The 23,267-nt window shown below is 40.7% G+C and carries 19 protein-coding genes; all 19 read right to left on the reverse strand.

The features are described from left to right. Positions 1-115: 115 nt before the first annotated feature. Complete coding sequence (locus D8791_RS06690) at positions 116-1,153, reverse strand: M42 family metallopeptidase (RefSeq protein ID WP_125446850.1); 1,038 nt, start codon at positions 1,151-1,153, stop codon at positions 116-118. A 191-nt stretch (positions 1,154-1,344) separates the two neighbouring features. After that, positions 1,345-2,049: an MIP/aquaporin family protein gene (locus D8791_RS06695; protein WP_125446852.1), complete on the reverse strand. Its 705-nt coding sequence runs from the start codon at positions 2,047-2,049 to the stop codon at positions 1,345-1,347. A 70-nt stretch (positions 2,050-2,119) separates the two neighbouring features. Then, positions 2,120-3,946, reverse strand: coding sequence for a type 1 glycerol-3-phosphate oxidase (gene glpO / locus D8791_RS06700; protein WP_125446854.1), 1,827 nt, complete (start codon positions 3,944-3,946; stop codon positions 2,120-2,122). A 68-nt stretch (positions 3,947-4,014) separates the two neighbouring features. Continuing rightward, positions 4,015-5,523, reverse strand: a complete 1,509-nt coding sequence (gene glpK / locus D8791_RS06705; RefSeq protein WP_125446856.1) for a glycerol kinase GlpK — start codon at positions 5,521-5,523, stop codon at positions 4,015-4,017. Between the two features lie 157 nt (positions 5,524-5,680). Next, a complete protein-coding gene (locus D8791_RS06710; protein ID WP_125446858.1) occupies positions 5,681-7,108 on the reverse strand; it encodes an AcpB/EbpR/MafR family transcriptional regulator in 1,428 nt (475 codons plus the stop codon). A gap of 190 nt (positions 7,109-7,298) precedes the next feature. Further along, positions 7,299-7,811, reverse strand: a complete 513-nt coding sequence (locus D8791_RS10310; protein ID WP_185760570.1) for a DUF6630 family protein — start codon at positions 7,809-7,811, stop codon at positions 7,299-7,301. 134 nt (positions 7,812-7,945) lie between these two features. Further along, complete coding sequence (locus D8791_RS06720) at positions 7,946-8,401, reverse strand: hypothetical protein (RefSeq protein ID WP_125446860.1); 456 nt, start codon at positions 8,399-8,401, stop codon at positions 7,946-7,948. Beyond that, a complete protein-coding gene (locus D8791_RS06725; RefSeq protein ID WP_125446862.1) occupies positions 8,394-8,585 on the reverse strand; it encodes a hypothetical protein in 192 nt (63 codons plus the stop codon). The genes D8791_RS06720 and D8791_RS06725 overlap by 8 nt, the downstream gene beginning before the upstream one ends. A gap of 54 nt (positions 8,586-8,639) precedes the next feature. Next, a complete protein-coding gene (locus D8791_RS06730) occupies positions 8,640-9,527 on the reverse strand; it encodes a DUF4300 family protein (RefSeq protein ID WP_125446864.1) in 888 nt (295 codons plus the stop codon). A 241-nt stretch (positions 9,528-9,768) separates the two neighbouring features. Beyond that, positions 9,769-10,080 carry a hypothetical protein gene (locus D8791_RS06735; RefSeq protein WP_125446866.1) on the reverse strand — a complete coding sequence of 104 codons (312 nt, stop codon included), beginning with the start codon at positions 10,078-10,080 and terminating at the stop codon, positions 9,769-9,771. Positions 10,081-10,193: 113 nt separating this feature from the next. Continuing rightward, complete coding sequence (locus tag D8791_RS06740) at positions 10,194-11,960, reverse strand: glycoside hydrolase family 13 protein (protein WP_125446868.1); 1,767 nt, start codon at positions 11,958-11,960, stop codon at positions 10,194-10,196. Positions 11,961-12,224: 264 nt separating this feature from the next. Continuing rightward, a complete protein-coding gene (locus tag D8791_RS06745) occupies positions 12,225-12,896 on the reverse strand; it encodes a CPBP family intramembrane glutamic endopeptidase (protein ID WP_125446870.1) in 672 nt (223 codons plus the stop codon). A 432-nt stretch (positions 12,897-13,328) separates the two neighbouring features. Further along, on the reverse strand, positions 13,329-16,532 hold the full coding sequence (locus tag D8791_RS06750) for an nSTAND3 domain-containing NTPase (protein WP_446677527.1): 3,204 nt from the start codon (positions 16,530-16,532) through the stop codon (positions 13,329-13,331). A 551-nt stretch (positions 16,533-17,083) separates the two neighbouring features. Continuing rightward, a complete protein-coding gene (gene rlmD / locus D8791_RS06755) occupies positions 17,084-18,721 on the reverse strand; it encodes a 23S rRNA (uracil(1939)-C(5))-methyltransferase RlmD (RefSeq protein WP_125446874.1) in 1,638 nt (545 codons plus the stop codon). A gap of 182 nt (positions 18,722-18,903) precedes the next feature. Next, the gene (locus D8791_RS06760; protein WP_125446876.1) at positions 18,904-20,241 is read right to left on the reverse strand and encodes an LCP family protein; all 1,338 of its coding nucleotides are present in this window, start codon (positions 20,239-20,241) and stop codon (positions 18,904-18,906) included. Beyond that, entirely contained in the window at positions 20,238-21,086 is an 849-nt protein-coding gene (gene pheA, locus D8791_RS06765; protein ID WP_125446878.1) for a prephenate dehydratase, read from the reverse strand. The genes D8791_RS06760 and pheA overlap by 4 nt, the downstream gene beginning before the upstream one ends. Continuing rightward, positions 21,083-21,559, reverse strand: coding sequence for a shikimate kinase (locus D8791_RS06770; RefSeq protein WP_125446880.1), 477 nt, complete (start codon positions 21,557-21,559; stop codon positions 21,083-21,085). Before D8791_RS06770 ends, pheA begins: the two co-directional genes overlap by 4 nt. After that, complete coding sequence (aroA, locus tag D8791_RS06775) at positions 21,552-22,835, reverse strand: 3-phosphoshikimate 1-carboxyvinyltransferase (protein ID WP_125446882.1); 1,284 nt, start codon at positions 22,833-22,835, stop codon at positions 21,552-21,554. The genes D8791_RS06770 and aroA overlap by 8 nt, the downstream gene beginning before the upstream one ends. 211 nt (positions 22,836-23,046) lie before the next feature. Further along, positions 23,047-23,238: a DUF3272 family protein gene (locus tag D8791_RS06780; RefSeq protein ID WP_015604746.1), complete on the reverse strand. Its 192-nt coding sequence runs from the start codon at positions 23,236-23,238 to the stop codon at positions 23,047-23,049. Between the last annotated feature and the right edge of the window lie 29 nt (positions 23,239-23,267).

The raw sequence follows: 23,267 nt of genomic DNA on the forward strand, positions 1-23,267 counted from the left end.
TCCAAATATTTTTAAGCATCTACGAAAATTTAACCAATTGAACAAGAACAGCCATTCTGATTTCCCATAGGATACTCAGATTTCTGCCTTTTATTCAAGGCTAGATGCCCTACTATTACTTCACCAAGCCACTTCTTAGATAAGCATCCACCATGCGCTCTGTCGCTACGACTGAATCGATATGCGTACGCTCATAAGAGTGACTGGATTCGATACCAGCGCCTAGCAGAGCATGCTTGACTTCTGCTCCTGCGCTCATTGCTGCAGAGGCGTCTGACCCGTAAAATGGATAGATGTCCAGTTTATAAGGAATGTCCTGATCCTTGGCCAAATTTACCAAATGCTGGCGGAAGCCATAGTGATAAGGTCCTGAAGCATCCTTGACACAGATGGAAACTGTGTATTCATCTGTCTGCTGGTCGTCACCCATCGCACCCATATCAACGGCCAGATACTCTACCGCTTGCGTCGGCAGGCTGGAATTAGCTCCGTGGCCGACTTCCTCAAAGACACTGAAGGCAAAATGAGTCGTCACTGGCAGCTGAATGTTTTCCTCTTTGTAGACGCGCAAAAGATTGAGCAAAATGGCTGCGCTGACCTTGTCGTCGAGAAAGCGGGACTTGATGAAACCTGTCTCGGTAACTGTAGTACGAGGGTCGAAGGAAATAAAATCACCGACTTCGATTCCTAAATCACGCGTTTCTTTCTCACTTGTCACCTTTTCATCCAAACGAACTTCCATATTGTCCTGAGTTCGCTCAACCGTCCCAGCATTCTTATAGACATGGCAGGATGTCTGGTGAACTAGGATAGTCCCACTGATAGTCTTGCCACTGCTGGCCACATGGACTAGACAGTTTTCTCCTTCAATCATGTTCCAAGGGAAACCGCCAATCCGATCCAGTTTGAGACGACCATCTGGCTTGATTGCACGCACAATTGCCCCCAGTGTATCCACATGGGCTGTCACGACCCGATGCTGGGCATCATTTTCGCCCTTAACCACGACATGGACACCGCCTTTATTAGTCCGGACAGGCTCATAGCCCAAGTCTTCGAGTGTCTTCACCAGATAATCTGCCACCTCAGCCGTAAAGCCTGTTGGAGAAGGGATAGCCGTTAATTCTTGTAAATATTGAACAGTTTGATTCATCATAACTCCTTTAGATCATTTATACTGTCAATTATAGCATAAATCTGCTGTCAAATATCGTCCTGACTGGCTCTTTTCTCCTGATTTTAGATTGATTTAGCAAGGTCTTCGATAAAATTGGAAAATCTATACAAAAATACTCTTCTCCAAGCATGTATCAATCTCAGAGAAGAGTATTGCTTTATTTTAGTCTAAAATAGGGAGAAGACTGCTACTGCAAGGACGGCACCAATGATTGGTCCAACAACTGGAATCCAAGCATAGTTCCAATCACCATTTCCTTTTTTGGGAATCGGAAGGAGGCTGTGCATGATGCGAGGTCCTAAGTCACGAGCAGGGTTGAGGGCATAGCCTGTTGTTCCACCAAGTGAGAGACCAATCCCGACAATCAATGTTCCGACTGCAAAAGTGCCAATGCCTGCTTGCAGCTTATAAAGTCCAAGAGCGAAGATAGTCAGTACAAGGACAAAAGTTCCAAGAATTTCGCTAATCAGGTTCGAGAAGGTATCTTTGATAGCTGGGCCTGTGCTGAATGTACCCAAGATGTTGGCTGGATTTTCTTCAGCTAGATAGTGAGGTTTGAACTGCAGGAAGACGAGGAATTGTCCGACCATAGCACCTGCAAACTGAGCGAGGATATACGGAAGAACAGATGCCCAAGGCAAATCACCTTTCAGAGCTACTCCGATAGTTAGGGCAGGATTCAGATGGGCTGGTCCAAGGTTGCCGGATACAAAAGCAGCGATGGCAACGGCAATCCCCCATCCCATGGTAATCACAATCCAACCTGAATTGTGGCTCTTAGTTTTGGGAAGAACCACGCCTGCAACTACACCATTACCCAGAAGGAGCAAGAGCAGTGTTCCTAAAAATTCGCCAAATATTTCTTTCATCATTTATGTTACTCCATTTAAAAGAAGGGGAGGCTAGACAGGAGAACTGGTCCGCCACCTCTTCTTCTATTTTCTATTTTTTCAATTCTGCTAAATCATTATTTGCAAGGGCAGCTTCTAGGTCATTTCGATAAGCTGCTTTTTCTTCTTCTGTCCACTCGTAGAATCGTCCCATTTCATCCAGAACAGGCTCTACAATAGCGTCTAAGCTATCCCGCATAAAGAGCATGTGGTTTGTCCGGCGAAGCAGGAAGTCCACTGGGCTGAGTGCCAATTCATTGCGCATCGCATAGTGGAGCGACAAGGTATCCGCTAGGCTAAGTCCTGGTGCTTGCTCGATGCTGTGAGCGAGGGCAAAGACTTTAGGAGCATTGGAACCATAAAGTTTTGCAAGATAGAATGCTTCTTTGCTGTCCAATCCACGTGAAACACCAAGTTGCGCAAAGGCCTCGATTTCGGAATCCACATTTGCTGGATTGAGCTCTCCGCCTGAAACAGGGTAGGTCTTCGAGTTGATGAGCTTGAAGCTGCGGTCAAATTCTGCCTTGAGGATTTCAACGACACGCTCCATAGCGCCTTCCGCCATCTTACGATAGTCTGTGATTTTACCGCCAGCAAGGGTCAAAAGACCATTGTTATCACGGTCCAAACTAGAGCCACGAGATACAGCAGATGGATCCAAGTGTTTTTCAGACGTGCTGCTTTCAAGCTTAGTAACAGCCGCTTCAACATCTTCACGGGATTTTTCTTTAGCCAGATAGCTCTCAACAGTCGCAATCAGGGCATTGAAGCTTTCATCACTGATAGTACCGTTGTTTCCGCCGTTGTAGTCAGAAGCACTGTTTCCTGCAATCAGAGGACGCAGACCTGCCCAGCTACTTTCGATGTCGTCAATTGAGATCTTTGCTTCTGGGAAGCGATTATTGACAATGCCCAAGAGGTAATCCACATCTTCTTGTGTTACTTTTGGATGCTCTAGGTCGCCAGTGTAGTCAGTGTCTGTCGTACCAAAGTAGGTTTTATTTTCACGTGGAAGGACAAAGACCATCCGGCCGTCTCCCAAGCCTGTGTCAAAGTAGACTGGCTGAGAAACTTTGATTTTGCTAGAGTCAACTACCAAGTGAACTCCCTTGGTTGGACGCATTTGAGAATATTTCTCACCGTCATTTGACAGATTGCGCACGCTGTCGCTCCAAGGTCCAGTTGTGTTGATGACCAAGCGAGCCTTGATTTCAAAGACTTCATCCGTCAAGAGGTCACGCGCAACAACGCTTGTAATCTTTCCAGATTCATCAAAGAGGAAGCCTTCTGCCTTTACATGGTTGGCAATCAGGGCGCCGTCTTGGTTGGCGCGTTTGATATTTTCAATTACGAGTCGAGCGTCGTTGTTGCGGAAGTCAAGATAGACACCACCGCCGACTAAGCCTTCCTTCTTGAGTTCAGGTTCCCGTTCTAAGACTTCCTCCTTGCTCAAGACCTTGTTGGCAGCAGGAGTGTTGTTGACACCAGCCAAGAGGTCGTAGAGGTCCATAGCTACTTTGAGGCGGAAGAGGCTGAAGGTAGCGCCGTCTTCTTCATAGACAGGAAGCAGCATAGGATCTGGTTTTGGAATATGGGGGGCAATTTGCTGTACCACAGCACGCTCAGAAACTGTATCTGAGACCACCTCTACGTCGAATTGCTTAAGGTAACGAAGGCCACCATGGACCAATTTGGTAGAACGGCTAGAAGTCCCTTCTGCAAAGTCCTGCATTTCAATCAGACCGGTCTCCAGTCCACTAGCTGCCGCTTGCAAGGCTACCCCAGCACCGGTAATCCCACCACCAATAATCAGGAGGTCCAAGGTGCGTTCCTGCATTTTTTTTATCGATAATTCACGTGTTTTCTTTGAAAATTCCATATTTACACACTTTCTAACTTAGTCGTTTCATGCTTCTACTGACTTGATTATCAAAATATGAATCAGTATTAGTCGTCGATTTCTGCAAAGACTTGAGTTGCCTTAACTGCTTTTTTCCATCCTTTGTAGAGTTGTTCCTTGCGCGATTCGTTCATAGACGGCTCAAAGAGTTCTCCTGTTTCATTGAGAGTGCGGAGTTCGTCTAAGTCTTTCCAGTAGCCTACGGACAGTCCTGCCAAGAAGGCTGCACCGAGAGCCGTTGTTTCTAAGTTCTTAGCACGGGCAATGTCAATTCCCAAAATGTCAGCCTGGAACTGCATGAGGAAGTTGTTCATAGCAGCACCGCCGTCGACTTTCAGCACTTGAATGGCAGTATTGGCGTCTACTTGCATAGTATCGATGATATCTCGTACTTGGTAAGCGATGGATTGCAGAGTAGCCTTGATAAAGTCTTCCTTGCTGGTTCCGCGTGTCAAGCCAAAGACAGATCCACGTGCATTTTGATCCCAGTAGGGAGCGCCCAGACCTGTAAAGGCAGGTACGACATAGACTTCGTCATTGTTGTGAGAATCGAGGGCATATTTTTCAGATTCTGGTGAATTTTCAACCATTCGAAGACCGTCGCGTAGCCATTGAATAGCACTTCCAGCGATGAAGATAGAACCTTCTAAGGCATAATAAACCTTGCCATTAATTCCATAGCCAATGGTTGTCAAGAGGTTGTTTTCAGACAGCTGCATCTCTTCACCAGTGTTCATGATGATGAAGGAACCAGTTCCGTAAGTATTCTTGACCATGCCAGGCTCAAAAGCCAACTGTCCAAAGAGAGCTGCCTGCTGGTCACCAGCCATACCAGAGATTGGAACTTCTCCACCGTAGAAATGGAATGGAGCTGTCTTACCATAAATTTCTGAGTTAGAACGAACTTCTGGAAGCATAGCCTTTGGAATGTTGAGGATTTCCAAAATCTCATCGTCCCATTTGAGTTCCTTGATGTTATAGAGCATGGTACGGGCTGCATTTGAGTAGTCAGTCACGTGAGCCGCGCCGTCAGTCAATTTCCAAACCAGCCAAGTATCAATAGTACCAAAGAGCAATTCGCCCTTTTCAGCTCTTTCTTGCGCTCCCTCTACATGGTCCAAAATCCAGCGAACCTTGGTAGCAGAGAAGTAAGCGTCAATAATCAAACCAGTCTTTTCATGGAACTTCTCCACATAGCCTTGGCTTTTCAGCTGTTCAGCCAGAGGAGCAGTCTGGCGAGATTGCCAAACGATAGCATTATAGATAGGAAGACCAGTATTCTTATCCCAGACAACAGTTGTTTCACGCTGGTTGGTGATTCCGATGGCTTCGATTTGGTTAGGTTTTACCCCACTTTCGATGAAGGCACCGGCTATAACGGACTGCACTGAGTTCCAAATCTCATTGGCATTATGCTCAACCCATCCAGCTTGAGGGAAAATCTGAGTAAATTCTTTTTGACTGGAGCTAACTTTTTCTCCTTTTTTGTTAAAGATGATGGCGCGGGAACTAGTAGTTCCTTGGTCAATGGCCATGATGTATTTTTCTTGTGACATGTACTGTCCTCCTGGTAAAAATCTTGAGGATGTTTCCTCTACAGTAACTAGTATATAAAATAAAACGCTTTCTTGTTCGTCAATTTTTTTAAAATTTTAAAAAATTTTGAGGAGATTGTGTAAAAATCACAAAAAAACCTAGATTTCTCTAGGTTTCTTAATGAAATATCATGTGACGGATTTGAGCCAAATCTTCCAAATCCAAGTCATTTTTTAAATAATAGACGGGAATCTGCTGGGTTTGATGAATGGGATTGTTGGTGATGATGAGGTCATAATTTTTAGCTGGGTCGTAGGATTCAATCGTAATAAAGCGATTGTACTCTAAATAGCGTCTTAAAATGGCCGTCATCCTGGAAACAACGATAAAGCTATCTGTCAAGTCCATTCCTATCTTGATGACTTGACCGTCGTTTTCAGCAATGTACTCCATCAGCTGGAGCCATTCCCACAACACCTTTTTATCCAGAGATGTTCCCTGCTGAAAAATAGGCAGTTTGCTAAAAATAGTGTCTGCCACTTGTCGATAATCGTATTCGCTCCATAAATATGGGTGGCGAAGTTCCAAGTCATGCTTGTATTTGTCTTGCAAGAGGTAGGCTCGGAAAAGAAAAACGCGGGCGCAGAGCTGGCTGAGTTCGTAGGTCACCTGGTCTTCAATGTAGTCACCTAGCAAGTCCTGAGATTTCATCTCTTGAATCAGTTGCGTAGTCAGACTGGCAATTTCACCGCCAAAGCCCAGTATATACTCCATGGTGTGCAGGGGCAGAATCCGATGGGAAATTAGAAATGAAAAGAAAATCATCATTTCGCCATCTTCGAGACTCAGGGTGATGTGCTGTCCGGCAAAGAAATCATTTGTCCTGCGATGCAAGCGCTGGTAGAAGATATTTTCAAAATAGCCCTGCATTTTCTGTTCAATATTTTGGAATTGACAGGCATTGACTCTTAGGCGCTGTTGGGTAATATGCGCCCAAAGGGCTAAGTCCAATCGCTGCCCTTGAGAGAGCTGGGCTCCACAGAGTTCTTCTAAAACGGCAACTTCCTGCCTTCTTTCTGGTTTTTGAAGTTCTTTTTCCCAATCTTGACTAGACCAAACCTTGCGAAAGAGGCAGAAATAAAAATAGCGGATCTGGTGCTCAGGCCCTTTTAAGCGGCCATTTTGGATAGATAGGTCAAACTCTGATAAAATCTGATTTAAACCGGATATATGACGGCCGAGTGTTGCTTCACTGATCATCAGCTCTTGGGCTAATTGATGGGCTAAAAACTGCTGATGATAGAGCAGGTAGTTTAAAATCTGGTATTTGACAGCATTGTCCAAAAAGAGTCTGCGAATGTCCCGTCCCTTGGTATCAGATCCGATAGACAGACTGAGCGTTTCGTCCTGAAGCTGGATGGATAAGGCCGCATGATGGTCCGCGGCCTTGTCGTTAATCAAGCTAATATACTTGGTCAAGGTTGCTTTCGAGAAGCCGGTTTCAGATATAACGTCCTTCAAACTGGATGTAGAATGCTGCTGTAAATAAGACAGGACAATAAACTGCCCCGCTTCACTCTTTTCCATTAAGTCTGCTAGATACATTCGAAAACCCTTTCAATTTGCTAATCTTAGCTTAACACAAAAAGAAAAAAAGACGAAGCAATCTGCTTCATCTGCCACATCCTTTTAAGCATAAGCGAAAAAAGGAAACCTGACCAGCGGAATGATTTCCCCAGCCGTCTCAGGCTTCCTTTATATCATCAGGCTTGGTTCACCTTTTTAAGCATAATATTTACATATTCTTTGCAAAATCAAAACGGAACCCAACCTTTTGACCTAATTGAGTCAGTTCAGTCAAAGTCTCTCTGCGGCAGACAAACATGACATAGCTGTCGCTATCAATGTCTATTGCTCCGACGCAGTAGCCTGCTTCCTCCCATTTTTCATCCAAGACCTTGCACCATGATAGAATGTCTCCATCTTCATCTAGCCACTCATCTTGCAGCGGGAGATTCTTTTGATCTGCTAATTCTTTCATGAAATAGGTGAAGTCTTCTAACTCAGCCTTCCAATCCAGCTCAATAGCATTACCACTCTCAATTAACTCATCCGTAATCCCGATCCAAACGATGGTATCTTCTGATTCATCGTCCTCTATCCCACGATCGTCATAGCGATCGATATTTCCATCAAAGTAGTCCCACGGTGAGGTAAGACAAGCTTCTATAGCAGAACGGACAGAGCTGTCCTCTGTAAGCAGTTCAACCATGCTGGTAAAAATTTCTTTGTTCAGTTCATTTGTCATAACTGACTCCTTTCTTGTCCATAAGGACATATTTTTAACTTTATTGAAAAGAATTTTATCTATAATCCCGACTAATCTCAGTCACGGGATTGATCGTTTAGGGAATTATCGCTTATTCGTTTAAGAATGTTTCATCATCCATAGTGTTCAGAACCTTCAACATCTCGGTAGTGGAATTCTAAATCTGAAATCAATTTTTCGCCATATTCCAATAATTGAGCTTTAGTGAGAGAATTTACATTCTTGTCAGAAAAAGCAAGCTCTGCTTTCAAGTCAACTTGACAACTTCCAACAAGAGTCGCTTGGATATAGGCTGCATAGTCATTGCTAGCAGATGTCCAGCCCATTAGTTGAACGTCCATTTCAAAGCGAATGAACAATTCTCTATCATTCTGCTGCAAGTCTAAGATAGTAAGACCGTCGCTATCATGAATTTCGGATGAATCAACCATATCTAGCTTTTCTCTATTAAGATAGGGCAAATTCGCAGATAAGGCTTTGAATACGGACAATTCCTCTAATTGATGACCAATAAATTCCCATAAAATAATGTCTAAATCTTTTATTTGTAAGTACTGCTCTTTAATCATTATGCCTCTTAGTCTTTGCTAATAAGATGATGACACCTAGTAAAATAAGAATTCCGATTACAAAAACAGCTATTTCTAATTCTTTTAAGCCTTCAATATAGGGTACGATATAGATGCTTGATTCCACTAGTAAAAAACCGATAAGAATAAGGGTAATCAAAAAATATGTCTGTTTTTTATCCATTTTTATGTCCCTCCCTTAACTAGAGTTTACATTAAACTTAACTAGCTCGAAATTCTATTTCCCCTCTACCCACTTATCATTGTCCATGATAAAAGGTTTGGCCAGTCCTTCCCCTGTGTAGTCCTTGTATTTGGTCTGCAAGTATTTGTAGACATCTTCCTTGGTCGCAAACTTGATGGCCTGGTATGGCTCTTCAAAGGTCAGCTTTTCGACAAACAGATAGCCGTCTTTATCTGGAACCAAGACGCCGACATGCCCCACAAAGAGAGAGTCACCGTCAAGATTGTCGTGGACGATGACAGAAAGCATCCGCGCCTTTTCGTTAAACTTGAACTGTTTGAAGTATTCCTCCATCTTCTTAGCATGTACCTTGACATCTTGGGTCGCTTCAGTCTTGACTCTTGAAAACAGGATGTTAAATTCTTCCTTGTCCTTGGCATCAAAGAGCTTGCCCTTGTCAATTGAGTCATTATCGATGAACAAGAGTTCGTCGTCTTTTGCTATTTGAGGAATTTCGATGCTGTTTTTCAACAAAGTGTAAGTATTGATCCGACAATTTGTCCCGATAAAATCACCCTTCTTTGCCTGCCAGAGAGGATTGATTTTTTCTACGTCATATTCGGTTTTGGTAAATTTAGTGAAATCGCCTGTTAAACCAGTCGAGCCAACAAGACCGTTGTAGTCATTGACTAGATTGACAAAGCTATCGACACTGTCTTTATCCAAGTCGGCAGCCAGTAAACTCTTAACTTCTTCGACACTTTTTTGATTATTTAGATTTGAATAAGTCGACTTCCATGGATATTTTTCCGAGCTTGACTGTCTAACTGTTGAATTTTCTTGAGCGCCGTTTGATTGCTTTTGTGCCTTCCCACATGCGGCTAAGCCAAGAATTGCCAAAGTGCAGGCACTCATCAACATAATCTTTTTTACTTTCTTCATTCTTTCGTCCTTTTTACATTTTTCCTATATTCATCTTCAAATAATTCCTCTTGTTATTATATCAAGAAATGCTAAAAAACAGAAAGGAAAAATCTATCTTGGATAGAAACTTCCTTAAGCCATAAAAAATGACTGCACTTTTATCAACTGCAGTCACTTTGATTTATGAATTGACGAGCAAGGTAGAGTAGCTAACTCCAAATGCCAACTTAAAGAAAGGAATCGCTATACACTGGTAAGTCTACTTAATCTTGTGCTTGTCCATCTTTTCTTCAAAGATAGCTGTCATGATAGCGCGCAATTCCTCACGCTCCTTTTCAGGAAGCTCTCCTGCTTGCTTAGCCACAGCGTAAAGTTCTGGATATTGCTTGGCAACTCGCTCAACCGTCTTGGTCGTTGCATGCCCTCTAACAAGGAAGGGAATTCGCTTAAGCCATTCTTGTGGCACCAGAGCCAAAATCTTTTTTGCCGCTTCCTTATCGCTAATGACGGCTGTACTAAGCCCCTCCTTGATTTGCTCCTGCTCTTTTTCAGTAAAATCTTTTAATTCCATTCTGAACTCCTCTTTTCTATTAAGTTACTTGCTCTTCTTAAATAGACTGCTCTTAGATTGGTTTTTTGAAATTTGAGTAACTCTGACAAGTACTTAAGTCGAATTTCAAAAAATTAATTTGCTTCAGTTTGCAAAACTTCCGCAAAGATTACGAAGCCTTTTGGTAAGATATGAAGCTGCCCATCCGAGATTTGGCAATGACTTGCTAGAGTTGCAGAATCACTCCCCACAAGATAATTTTCTGCTGATTGGTTAAAAATTGCTCGGACGTTTTGACCATCATAATTCCATTCCAGAGACAGCACATCCGGCTTGATTTCTTCTAGAATATATTTTCCATGCTGAATAATGTCCGCAACTCCCTTACGAAGATGAATCAACTTCTTCATGAAATCGAGCATCTCATTGCTATCGGAAACACGTTCCCAAGGCATGACACGACGACAATCTGGATCTGGCCCTCCGCCTAATTCTAACTCGGTTCCATAGTAGAAACACGGTGTTCCCCTTTGTAAAAAGAGGCAGGCTAAGGCAGACTTAACAAGCTGTGTATCACCTTTGGCAGTAGCCAAAATGCGCTCCGTATCATGCGAATCCAGAAGATTGAACATCACTTCCGAAATCTGCTGTCTATAATACATAGACTGGCCATTGATTTCATCGATAAATTGACTGGTCTTCTTGACCCCACGCAAGAAATAATCCTTGATACTATCAGAGAGAGGGTAGTTCATGACTGCGTGGAATTCATCGCCATTTAACCAAGGCTGAGAAGTATGCCAGACTTCCCCAAGAATATAAAGATCAGGTTTTTTAGCCAAGACAGCCTTACGGAAATCTCGCCAAAATTGGTGATCGACTTCATTGGCCACATCCAGGCGCCAAGCATCGATATCAAACTCTTCAATCCAGTAGGTCGCAACGCTCAACAAATAGTCCCTCACTTGAGGATTGGCCGTATTTAGCTTTGGCATATAACTCTCAAAGGCAAAGGTATGGTAAGGGAGCATTCTTGGATTTGCAAGCTTATCCTTGGTCACTGGAAACTCTTGAACATGAAACCAGTCTTTATAAGCTGAATTTTCGCCGTATTTAAGGACATCCTGCCACTGTGGAGATTGGTCACCGATATGATTAAAAACAGCGTCCAGCATCACCTTCATGCCACGTTGATGGGCTTGCTCCACCAGTTGACGGAAGGTTTCCTTGTCTCCAAAATGACGGTCAATCGCAAAGTAATCTGTCGTATTATACTTGTGATTGCTCGGAGATTCAAAGATAGGACAGAGATAGAGACCTGTAATGCCCAAGTCTTGCAAGTAATCCAGATGGTCAATAATTCCCTGTAAATCTCCACCAAAGAAATCCTCACTTTTAGGCGTAATCGACGAATCCCACGCTAGCGCACCTTCAGGTGAAATCTCAGGATTGCCATTAGCAAAGCGTTCTGGGAAAATCTGATACCAAACCGTCTCTGCTACCCAGTCAGGAACATGACAAGCATCAATCTCATGAATATAAGGAAGCTTAAAGCCATTCCCCTCGTAATGAAGGTTTTCTAGCGTGTTTTCAACACACCCCTTATCGCCATACAAGATACTCTGGCCTTGATTATCCTTAATCTCAAAGAGATACTGGAGTCGCGCATAACCAACTGAAATCTCCACCTGCCAATAATCAAACAAAGCATCGGAGGTGACATTGAGCATTTCCTTACTCTCTTCATAATGGTCCTCCATAAAAATAAAAGGATCCCCATAATGCAAGGTTATACTTTCAATATCTCCCCTTTTCGTTCGAATGCGAATGTGCATTCTCTTATCTTTATAAAGATAAGCATACTCCGACTCTGGCCTGTGGTAAATAGCTGACAATTCCATATTTTCTCTCCTAGATTTCTCTTTATAAACTCATCGCAACTTTGTGCAAACGATTTCAAAATCTAGTCCTAGTATATCACTTTAAAAAAATGAATGCAAGGTGTTGTTTGGGTACATAGTAAAAGGCCTTGAGAACAAGGCTTTTACTAATTAGATTTTTTAAGAAGCTTACTCTATACTTACATGAACTATATTACGCAAGAAATGTATGCGACGGTTAGCGGCTCTATCCTATATAGTGAAGTCCAAAGTTAAATAGATATTTTACATATGAAACATTAGAAAAACAATACCTATTGTATTGGCCAGAATATGTGACAAGGTTGTAATCAAACAATTTTTAGTCTTTTTATAAATAATGGAATAGATGATACTATCAACAAAAATCATCAAAACATCATAGCTAACAAGTTCAAAACTTCCACTAGCAATATGGGCTACCGCAAACAATAAAGACGACACAATAGCACAAAGCCAAAATGGAAAAATTGTCATTGACTTACCAAGAAAGAAACCTCGCCATGCGATTTCTTCTCCTAAAGCCGCAATTATTACTTGAACCATAAGGAGTGGTATTTTATCGAAAGATAACATAGAATCCGTTCTTCCAACAATATGACTGGTGAATGCACCCTTAAATACCAAATCGCCAATAATCAACGTTGCTACAGCGGTTCCTATCGGGAGTAAAACCAAAAGAATTACTCCTTGTTTTTTCAAATCATTGAAAAATGATTTAAAACGTAATCCCGACTCTATATGTCTTTTTTTCTCCAAAAATTCAAGAACAAAGAAAAAGAGAGTACCAATCAGTACGGTGAGACCTGATACAGAAAGTTCAGGTATTATCTTTGTCAAAGACAACACTGCCATTAGAAACAAACCAATGATTGTAGTATATACAAACTTTTTATCTATTTTAGCAAAATTAGGCATAAATATTTCTCCTTAACGTTAGTAGGGCGACATGGTTATTCTTTTGTCTTGAATTGTCAAATTAAGTGCACAATTCAAGACTTAAAAAACTTTCGCCAAAAGGTCTCCTAGGCTTTCACGAGCAGAGCTACACACTCAGCAGCTTACTGTTACCGTATCGTCTCGTCGTACACTCCTTACTCTACGACCACTATCGCATGGGCGGAGCATCTGCTTCTACTTGGCTGATGAATCAGCTCGTACAAGCAGCGATACTGCCTCGACTTGCTTATCATTGTCCAAACCAGTCTTAATAACATCTCCAACATACATAATGTTTTTTAAACCTTAAATAAGATTTGGATAAATTTGTTTGTATGTTAAACCATCATGAAATGTCAATTCACAGATAGTTTTACTTATATATTTATACGGTCTTTTTGTATTTATAAATCATCCTCTTAGAATTTCGTCTATCTGCTCCGCTTCGATTTGTTTTTGTAAATCATCAATTTTTGTTTCAATATAGTTTTTGTGTTTTATCCACTTTAAACCTATAAAGTTTGGTAACAATGATTCGAGAAATTCAATCCAAGCTGAATACATAGGTACTACACTACCTGAGCAACTCCAAAAAGTAGGTGTTAATGGTATTTTTTCAAAGTCTTCAAACAACGGATTATTCTCAAGAAAGAGCGAGATATACTCTTTTTTTCTTTTGATCTCTAATTTTGACACAACTGAAAATAGGCAATACATTTTTGCTTTATCATTGCAGAATCGTTGAATACATTGTCGAATCCACATATCTTGTCTTTCTAACAGCTTTTTCTCACTTTGCATTGGCAATAATAAAGATTCTAAGAAATACGGTACGGACAATTTAGAATATCGTCGGTTTCTTATCAACTGCTCAAAAATTTTGTTATATATTTCTATAAAATCATCCAAATCAAAAAAGCAACAATGCTTTTCCTTATAGTCGCTAAAAGAGTCACTATTTATTAAATAATCTATATACTTGTCCAGTATAGAAGGTCTAACCGAATATATTTCCTTCAAAAATTGTCCGTCATAATCATGATGTTTATCATATGACAACATAGCATAGTATATTTCTTCAAGCAATTCTAAATTACAATTAAATTTTTGAATAACCTCCTTTGGTGTATTGTGATGATAATTAAATAACAAACCAAAATAAATATCCAAGATAAAGGATGAATACTCTTTTTTATCTAAAATAATTTTGCAACCTTCTATCAATGCCAATTCATCTATTACATTATATTTCTCAAGAAAATCTACATCACGCATTGATGATGAGGTAATATATCTGTCAGAAGTATCTTTTAAAAAATCATAAAGCTTTTGTAAATGCTTTTCTGTAATTAATTCCAGTGGTAATTCATGGTAATATGCATATATCCAAGCGTTTTTTTGACTATATTCTTCATTAATAATAATTTCATACACTTCTGAATCAGATAATAAAGAAAATAGATTGTCTACTAGATGGTATGGCTGTAAATTGTTTGGTGTATCGTTTTTGATATAATATTTAATTGCATCAANATACCAATCTGCTTTATCGGAAATAACATCAAAGGCAATGCCTAATCCTTCACCGACCTTCCAAGATGAATGGTTATCTACCCTAGAAATACTGCTGCAAACATCGATTAACTTCTTAAACATTTGTAAATCACAATTCAAAGTGTAATGATTAATTGATTCTTGCTTTCGTTTTCTATATTCTTCATAACCAATTTCTTTATAATCTGGTCCTTTAAGAAGACAATNTAATTGAAAACTCTCTTCTTCAAAATATTCAGAAAACAGGGATGCACAAGAACAATTCATTCTACTAAAAACTTGCACTATTTTATCTGCTAAAAGGCAATTTGTCAATTTATCTGGCAGAAAATTGGACTTCAAAATCGATTGAATATATTTTAAATCAAATTGTAACACAGGAATGCTTACATCGTCGATAGTGCCACCATAAGAACTGAGGATTTCCTTAACTTTTGCTCTATATTTTTCATTTTTACTTAGATAAGATAAATATTCCCAAATTAACTTTCGATATTTTTCAACACCTTTAGATATAGCTAATGGAATTTGATATATGATTAATTTATTTTTTCGTCCTTCCTCCGCTGGTGAAAAATGCAATTTCAAAAATTCTTCTGCTATTTGTAAAAAGAAACTAACAATAAATTCTTTTTTCCAGTCATCTGAATATTCTTTTATTTTTTCAAAAAATGATATTTGAGTGTAAAAATCATACCGTATGGCATTCCTATGAATCCCAAAATATATATTGACTGCATGATAAAATTCCATAAATAAATCTGGTCGCTTCAGATAATATTGAAAAAACAAATCACAAGCGGTTGGCAAATCAGTCATATCTGCAAATCCACCAAGAATTTTAATGATATCATTTTCTACATGCTGATAGTTTTTTCTTTTTTCNGTATCTATATCGCTCCATTCACAAATCACTCTTTCTTCAGATTCAATTTCATTTTGCAAAAGCAAAAGTGTTGCCGTAGGATTAATACGAAAAAAGACTTTTACAAATTCAAAGAAGATTGGCGATTTTTCTGTTGATAATTCATCCCATAATAACTTTATTTCTTTCTCAACAAAATTTAGAAGCTCTTTATTTCTAAAGATATTAAGTAACGTATTAACAGAAGATACAGTTCTCTCTCTGTAGCTTGAAAAGCAAGCTTTAATCATTTTCGACAAACTAAGTAATTTTTTGTCAAATAAAATATATTTTAACAAGTAATTAGACAAACATTGATCAGAAAAACGAACAGCTTTATCATTACAAATATCGACAATCTCCAGCTCGTGAAGCATACGGATATTTTCAATGAAACTATCTCGATTTAACCCTTTTTCCTGTAAAATTGGTAAAAGTGCATCAATATAATCTAAATGAATTGCTTCAAGAAAAGCAATTATACCAGAAGTTATACACAGATTTTTGTCTGTAAAAAATTGATTATTTTCTAAATTAGAACCATAATAATCTTCATATAATTGTGACACATCATCAATAGACTCCAAACGATTTGAACTGCATGCTACTTTCCCAGCAAGTATAGCAATACGAGCGTTTCCTTCTGAAATTCTTATAATTCGTTCTTGATAGTCTGAATTCAAAATGCCCAATGAAGTTTCAAGTAATTCCTTAATCTCATTTTCTGAAAATACATTTACATTCACAATTTCATAAGAAGTGATTGCTTGAACATTGTTTATCACTTTTTGAAGTGCATAATCCCTTACTGTAATAAGTATTTTTACATTATATCCCTCTTGTTTCATACTAACGTATCGAATAATATGCTGCAATCCTGACAATTGATTGGCATCATCAATAAAAAGAAAATAATCTCCTGGTCTATCTAAAAAAAGTTTTAAATCCTCGTATATTGGTAATGCATTACTATGAATACAGTAAGTCTTTTCATTCTTAGTATCTGCATGATTTTTTACATAATGCAAAGCTAAACGTGTTTTTCCCGTACCTGATGAACCACTAAGTATAACAACATCCACTTTAAGATAAGCATTGATGATATCTTGAAATTCTTTTTCTCTGAATAGAAATTTAGTGTCAATTGGAGCAGCCATTCTATTTGCATTGTAACTATTAATAAATTCATCATATGATTGAATTTGATCTGTACTTATTGATATTCCCAAAAAATCACGTGAAAGATTATGATGGAAAAGATATATATCTTCTGCAAGCTTATCAATTCCAATAATTACAAGCTTAATTCCAACATCTTCACACAGTTTTTTTACTTCACTATCTTGCAAGGGTGTAAAGTTTGATGAAGTATGACAATAAATAATTTCAGAGATTTTGTCATGCGGAATACCTGTCTTTGCTGTATCAAGACATTTTTCAAGATCATCACTAATTTTTGCAAATAAGTTCGTCCTTTGAGTTGTGTATTCAACAAAAACATAATTTCCATTTGATGCAATAAAATAAGTATCAGGTGTACCTGAAGTGGTCTTACGTGTACCTGCCTCTCCACCAAGAGATACTATGCTCGGATAGCCTGTTTTATATAAATAAGAATCACAAAGATTTTGAAATGAACCTGCATCCAGTTGTAGTATTTTTTGTTTAATACTTTCAATATTAGCCACTGTCTATACCCCCTATTGTTTTAATAATACAACATCTTAAAATGCTTCAACGCATCTAAAATAGCTTCTTCCTTTTCAATTGAGCACTGTGGAACTTTCTGGTTCTCGTTCTTTGAAATATTATAGTGTTCCCTAACTTCTAAACCATGCTTTTTCTTAACTTGTGCAATGTACAGAGTAGATACTTTAAACCCAAACTTTTCCAAAACATAGTTTTGAATTTGTTTATATGTTGCCTTACTTTCAGCACTTGTTAAATCCATATCATCCATCGGAAGTTCTACACTAATATATTTCTTAGAATCTAGTTTGGAAAGCAGCGTGATTACTTCAACATGATGCGTCTGCGGAAATAGGTCCACTGGCTGGACTTTCTTCAGCTCATATCCCAGCTCTTGATAGAGTTTGATATCACGCGCCATGGTGGCAGGGTTGCAGGAGATGTAGACAATCCGCTGGGGTTCCATGCTGACACTAGAAGTGATAAAGCTTTCTGTCAGGCCCTTACGCGGCGGATCGACTAGGATGACATCCGCCTTGATTCCCTGATTCAGCCAAGTTTGGATGGCTTGTTCTGCAGGGGCGCAAACATAGCTGGCATTGGTGATGCCGTTGAGTTCTGCGTTTCGCTGACTATTTTCCACGGCCTCAGGAATGACCTCGACTCCATAGACCTGCTGGACTCGTTCAGCCAGCGACAGACCAATGGTGCCAATGCCCGAGTAGGCATCCAGCACAATATCCTCTTTTTTAAAATCAGCAAAGTCAAAGGCCGTCTGATAAAGCTTCTCCGCCATCTCAGTATTGACTTGGTAAAAGGCTGGCGCAGCAATCTGGAACTGCTTGCCCAGCATGCTGTCAGTGATAAAGTCTTGGCCGTAGAGTGTTCGAAATTCCCGACCGAAAATGGCATTTCCCGGCTGGTCGTTGATATTTTGCATGATGGACTTGATAGCTGGGAAAGCTTCTGTCAAACGCTCTATTAACTGCTCCACTCGGAAGATCTTAGGCCGACTGGTCACCAAAATCACCATGATTTCACCCGAATAATGGCCACGGCGAACAACCAGATTACGGATCAAACCAGTGCCCTCCTTCTCATCGTAGGGCTTGAGGTCGAAGCGGCGCAACAAGTCGCGCGCAAAAACGATGACTTGGTCAATAACTGGATCCTGAATATAAAAGTCCTCAATCGGTAGGAGGTCATGAGAATTTTTTCGGAAAAATCCAGTTTCCAGCTGTCCATTGACACGGCGAACTGGCACTTGGGCTTTATTACGGTAGGCCAGTGGCCGATCCATTCCTAGTGTTTCCAGCACTTCTACATCCGAAATGCCAGCTATTTTATAAAGGCAGTCCTGCACTTGCTTGCCTTTAAAAGCTAACTGGGCTGGGTAGGCCAAGTGCCCTAAATCAGCAATCCCAGTCCGCAGATAAGCCAAATCGACATGCTCATTGCGCTGGTCAGACTTCTTCACAAATTCCTCAACACGGCCAAAGCCGATTTTTTTATTGACCTTGAGGACACGCATGCGAATCACTTCACTCGGCAGGGCATTTTCAATGAAAAAGACGCGGCCGTCTACCTTGGCTACACCCGCTCCCTCATGACTGAGATCTACAATTTCTACTTCAATAATATCGTTCTTTTTTAACATTTCTTTACTTTCTAATCAATCTTGCGCTCAACTGCAATGATACTAAAGCAGGGAATCACAGGATTTTCTACTGTTTATTTCTTTCTTCCTATTGGAAAAGATGTTCACATTTCTGCTCTGCTATTTTCCAAAAAGAAAGGGAAGAGACAAAATCTGCCACTTCCCATTATATCATAAGAGCCCTATCTTAAGCCCATTTGTTTCAATCTTTCTTTATAGGCTTCAAAATCAATCAAGAGTCCTTGTCCACCATACATATCATAGGTATCCGTCCAGTCACCTAGTTCTGGTATGGTGAGGCGCTCTATCCCATTGCGTGAATCAAGCACCAAGGATAAGCCTTGTGACCAAATAAAACTCTGAGGTACATTGGTCGAGGTCAAGGCAAAAACTTTTCCTAATGCTTCAGATCCTGTAAAAAGCTTCGTAGGGTCTTTTATCTGCTGCATGATAGCGGTCAAGACTTCTTGCTGGCGGCGTGTCCGTCCAAAGTCACCCTCATCGTCCTTACGGAAACGGGCATAGTTTAAGAGCGTCCGTCCGTCCATGTGCTGGCGGCCAACTTTGATGGTTTGAGTAGGAACCACTCCATCTTTCATGTTCAAATCATCTGGAACTTCCACTTCTGTAACTTTTTCTCCATCAATGGTCGAAAATTTAGCATCCATGAATACACCATTTGGAAAGAGAGTGTCAATTGCAGTCGCAAAGGTGTTAAAGTCCACTAAAGCATAGTATTTAATGTCAATATCGAAGTTGTCCTTCAAGGCTTGGCGTACTGCTTCAGCTCCACGGTGATTGTCTTGTTCACCCAAAGTATAGGCAGCGTTCAACTTTTGATCATAATAATCATCATCAGTTGGCTCCGTGTAGGAATTGCTGACACCGTCAATATGAATCAAGGTATCACGCATAAAGCTGACTAACTTCATCTTATGGTCTTTATTGCCAACGTTCAAGACCATAATTGAATCGGTCCGAGTCTCCGTTGAATTTTCTCCAATTCGGCCATCCGTCCCTAAAACAAGAATATTAATCCCATCTCGAGCATCATGGCCATCAAAGTACTCAACATCAGCCGCTTTGAGATTTCCTGGTCTCGCTGTATTTAAGCCTTTGAAGAACATAAAGAGCATGCCAGAAACAACCAGAAGTACAAAAATCAGGAGCCACATCAGCACGCGCTTCGGACGAATTTTTTTGTAGGTTCTCGGAGTTTTCTGAGTTGATTTTTTCGTTTCTTGCTTTAAAGAATTGCGGGAATTCTTTTGACTTCTGCTAAGAGAACCTTTACCCGGGTATTTGGGTAACAAACCGGATGAGTCCGTCTTCGGGTCTTCTGGCGAAGCCTGCACGGTCTGCTTGGTAGACGTTTTTTGCGCAACATCTGACCGTCCTTTCGACTTTTGGCGGAGGTACTGATACTCCTCTTTTTCATGTTCGTTAAGATAGTAATAGTTTGTATGGAGATAATCCAGCCTTAACTGCTCGTGTCGACTCAGATTTTCTGTTTCTCTCATCTCTGCTCCAATCTATAATCCTGAATTTGAAAAACGGGATAACTGCCTAGAATTTTAAAGGTGATACCAAGTGTAGTAAGCTCTTGGTAAGCGAAATCCACTAATTCTTTCCGTTCATTATCAATATCAATAATAAAGAAATATTCCCCTAGGGCTGTTTTAAGAGGGCGACTTTCAATCTTTGTCAGGTCAATGCCACGCCAAGCAAAGGTTGATAAGGCCTTATACAAGGCACCAGGTAGATTGTCTGGCAAAGTCAAAGCCAAACTCTGTTTTTCCTCTTGCTTTTCAAGCCTAAGAGTAGGAGTGGTCTGTCCTAAAATCCAGAAACGAGTAAAATTTTCCTCCATTTCCTGAATATCTTGGGCCACCACTTGCAGACCATACTCGACTGCTGCAGTCCGCGGCGCAATAGCGGCGAAGGGTTGGTCAGGATGCTCAGCCACAAAACGAGCCGCATAGGCTGTACTAGCTGTAATCTCAATCGCTGCTTCTGGATAATGCTGGCAAATATAGCCCTTCCCTTGAGCAAGCGCCTGAGGATGGGAAAAGACTTTTTCAATTGGCTTATCTAAGCTAGAAGCCAATAACTGCTGCTTAATGGGCTGAACAATCTCTGCCACTGCTTGAATCTCAGCTTGATGAAAAAGGTAATCCAAGGTCTCATGGACGCTTCCTTCAATCGAATTTTCCACGGGAACAACCGAATAATCCACCTCTTTCCCTTCATAGGCCTTCATCACTTCTGTAATATTTTGATAAGGCACCAAGTCTGCTTGGGGAAAGGCTTCTTGGGCAACATGGTGGGAAAAAGATCCCTTGGGTCCTAAAAAAGCTACTTTCATTGAATTTCCTCAATAATTTCTTGTGGCGTTTTTCCTACCACATCAATTGTTTGTGTCGCGACCGCCTCATAGAGAGCCTGACGTTGTTCAAAAATCTCCTGCAAATCTGCCTTGCTCTTGGTCAGATACAAGGGGCGCTGATTTTCCTGATCTTGCTCAATCCGACGAAAGAGGGTCTCAAAGTCAGCTTTCAGATAAATATTTTGGGGATTTTTAGCTAATAAGTCACGGTTTTGGAGACTCAAGACAACACCGCCTCCCGTAGAAAGCACGACATCCTGCTGGATACACTCAGCCAAGACTTCAGCTTCAACTTTCCGAAAGGCTGACTCTCCGTATTGAGCAAAATACTCTTGGATGGACATGCCGATTTTTTGGACAATCAGCTCGTCCATATCCAGAAAATCTGCTGACAAGGCTCTCGCAATCGTTGATTTTCCTGCTCCCATAAAGCCAAGTAAAATCTTAGCCATTCACTAAGTCCTCCAAGTCTGAGAAGAAGCTTGGATAGCTGGTATTGATAGCCTCTGCCCGCTCCAGCTCCACCTGACCATCCGAAACTAATAGAGCCGCAATCGCTGCCATCATTCCAATACGATGGTCACCGAATGTATTGATGGTTGCACCATGAAGAGGCGTTTTCCCATCAATAATCATGCCATCTGCTGTGGGAGTAATGGCTGCTCCCATGCTATTTAAAGCATCTGCGACAACCTGAATCCGATCGGTTTCTTTGACTTTTAACTCCTCGGCATCTCGGATCACCGTTCTGCCCTCAGCTTGGGTGGCTAAAAGGGAAATTATCGGAAGCTCGTCTATCAAGCGCGGGATAATTTCTCCGCCAATCTCCGTTCCTTTCAGCTCAGAAGTCTCAACGATGATCGTAGCGGATTTGGCTACCTCATCTATATTCGAAAGGGTCATCTTACCGCCCATTGCCTTGATAACATCAAGAATCCCCGTCCGAGTTTCATTGATTCCAACATTTTCAAGAACGATTTTGGAATGGGGCAGAATCAAGCCTGCAACTAGCCAGAAGGCTGCACTGGAAATATCACCAGGCACTCTCACTTCTTGCCCTATAAAGGTCTGACCACCCTGTACACGGATTTCCTTGCCCTTGACCTCAATTTGACCACCAAATTGGACAATCATATCCTCTGTATGGTTACGGGTAATTTCCTTTTCAATAATGACTGACTCGCCTTGAGCCTGTAAAGCCGCAAAAATCAAGGCTGATTTGACCTGAGCAGAAGCTACTGGCAGCTTGCAATAAATCGGTTTTAAATCTTTTCTGCCATGAATGTGAAGTGGCGGTAGATCTCGTTCTGTCTGACCCCAAATATCCACACCCATTTGACTAAGAGGCAGGGTTACCCGATCCATCGGACGTTTGGACAAACTATCATCCCCAAACATCTCTGCTGCAAAATCCTGACCTGCCAAGACACCCGAAATCAAGCGGATAGAGGTTCCTGAATTTCCCATGTCTAATTTATTGTGCGGCGCCTTGAGACCATCAAACCCAACACCGTGGATCTTAACAGTCTTTCCATCATCCTCTATCTTGACGCCTAAATCACGAAAGACCTGCATCGTAGAAAGGACATCCTCACCTCTCAAAATATCGTGAACCACTGTAAGGCCCTTGGCCAAGCTACCGAACATAATCGAACGGTGACTGATTGATTTGTCGCCCGGTACACGGATACGACCATTCAAACTTTTTGCCTTTGTTCTTAACTTCATAGATGCCCCTTTCAATTTGCTACTAACTTCTATTTTATCATAAAAATAGCAATTTCTAAAAATTTATTGTATTCATTCCCACTTCTTAGTCTTTTTTGCCTTTCCTACATCATAAAAGAGGCTGCGACAATCGTCTCTCAGCCTCCCTTTATTCCTTATCAAAACCACGAGAGTGCTAGATTCTTGCTCTAGTCATTCTCTGTTTTGACCATTATTTGTGTCCTAAATGCTTATCAATCTCATCCATAATCCGCCCCATCACATAGCTAATCTGCAGATTGCGACCAATCAAGATAGCCCAGAAAATAGCCATCAGATAGTGCTCAGACATGATTGCTTCATTAAAAAAATATGTTTCTAGGGCTGTAAAAGCCGCCATTACTATAAATTGTCGTCTATTCATTCTTCCATTATAGCATGAAAAACCATAAA

It is taken from the genome of Streptococcus cristatus (assembly GCF_003943515.1).
GTDB classification, from domain to species: domain Bacteria; phylum Bacillota; class Bacilli; order Lactobacillales; family Streptococcaceae; genus Streptococcus; species Streptococcus cristatus_D.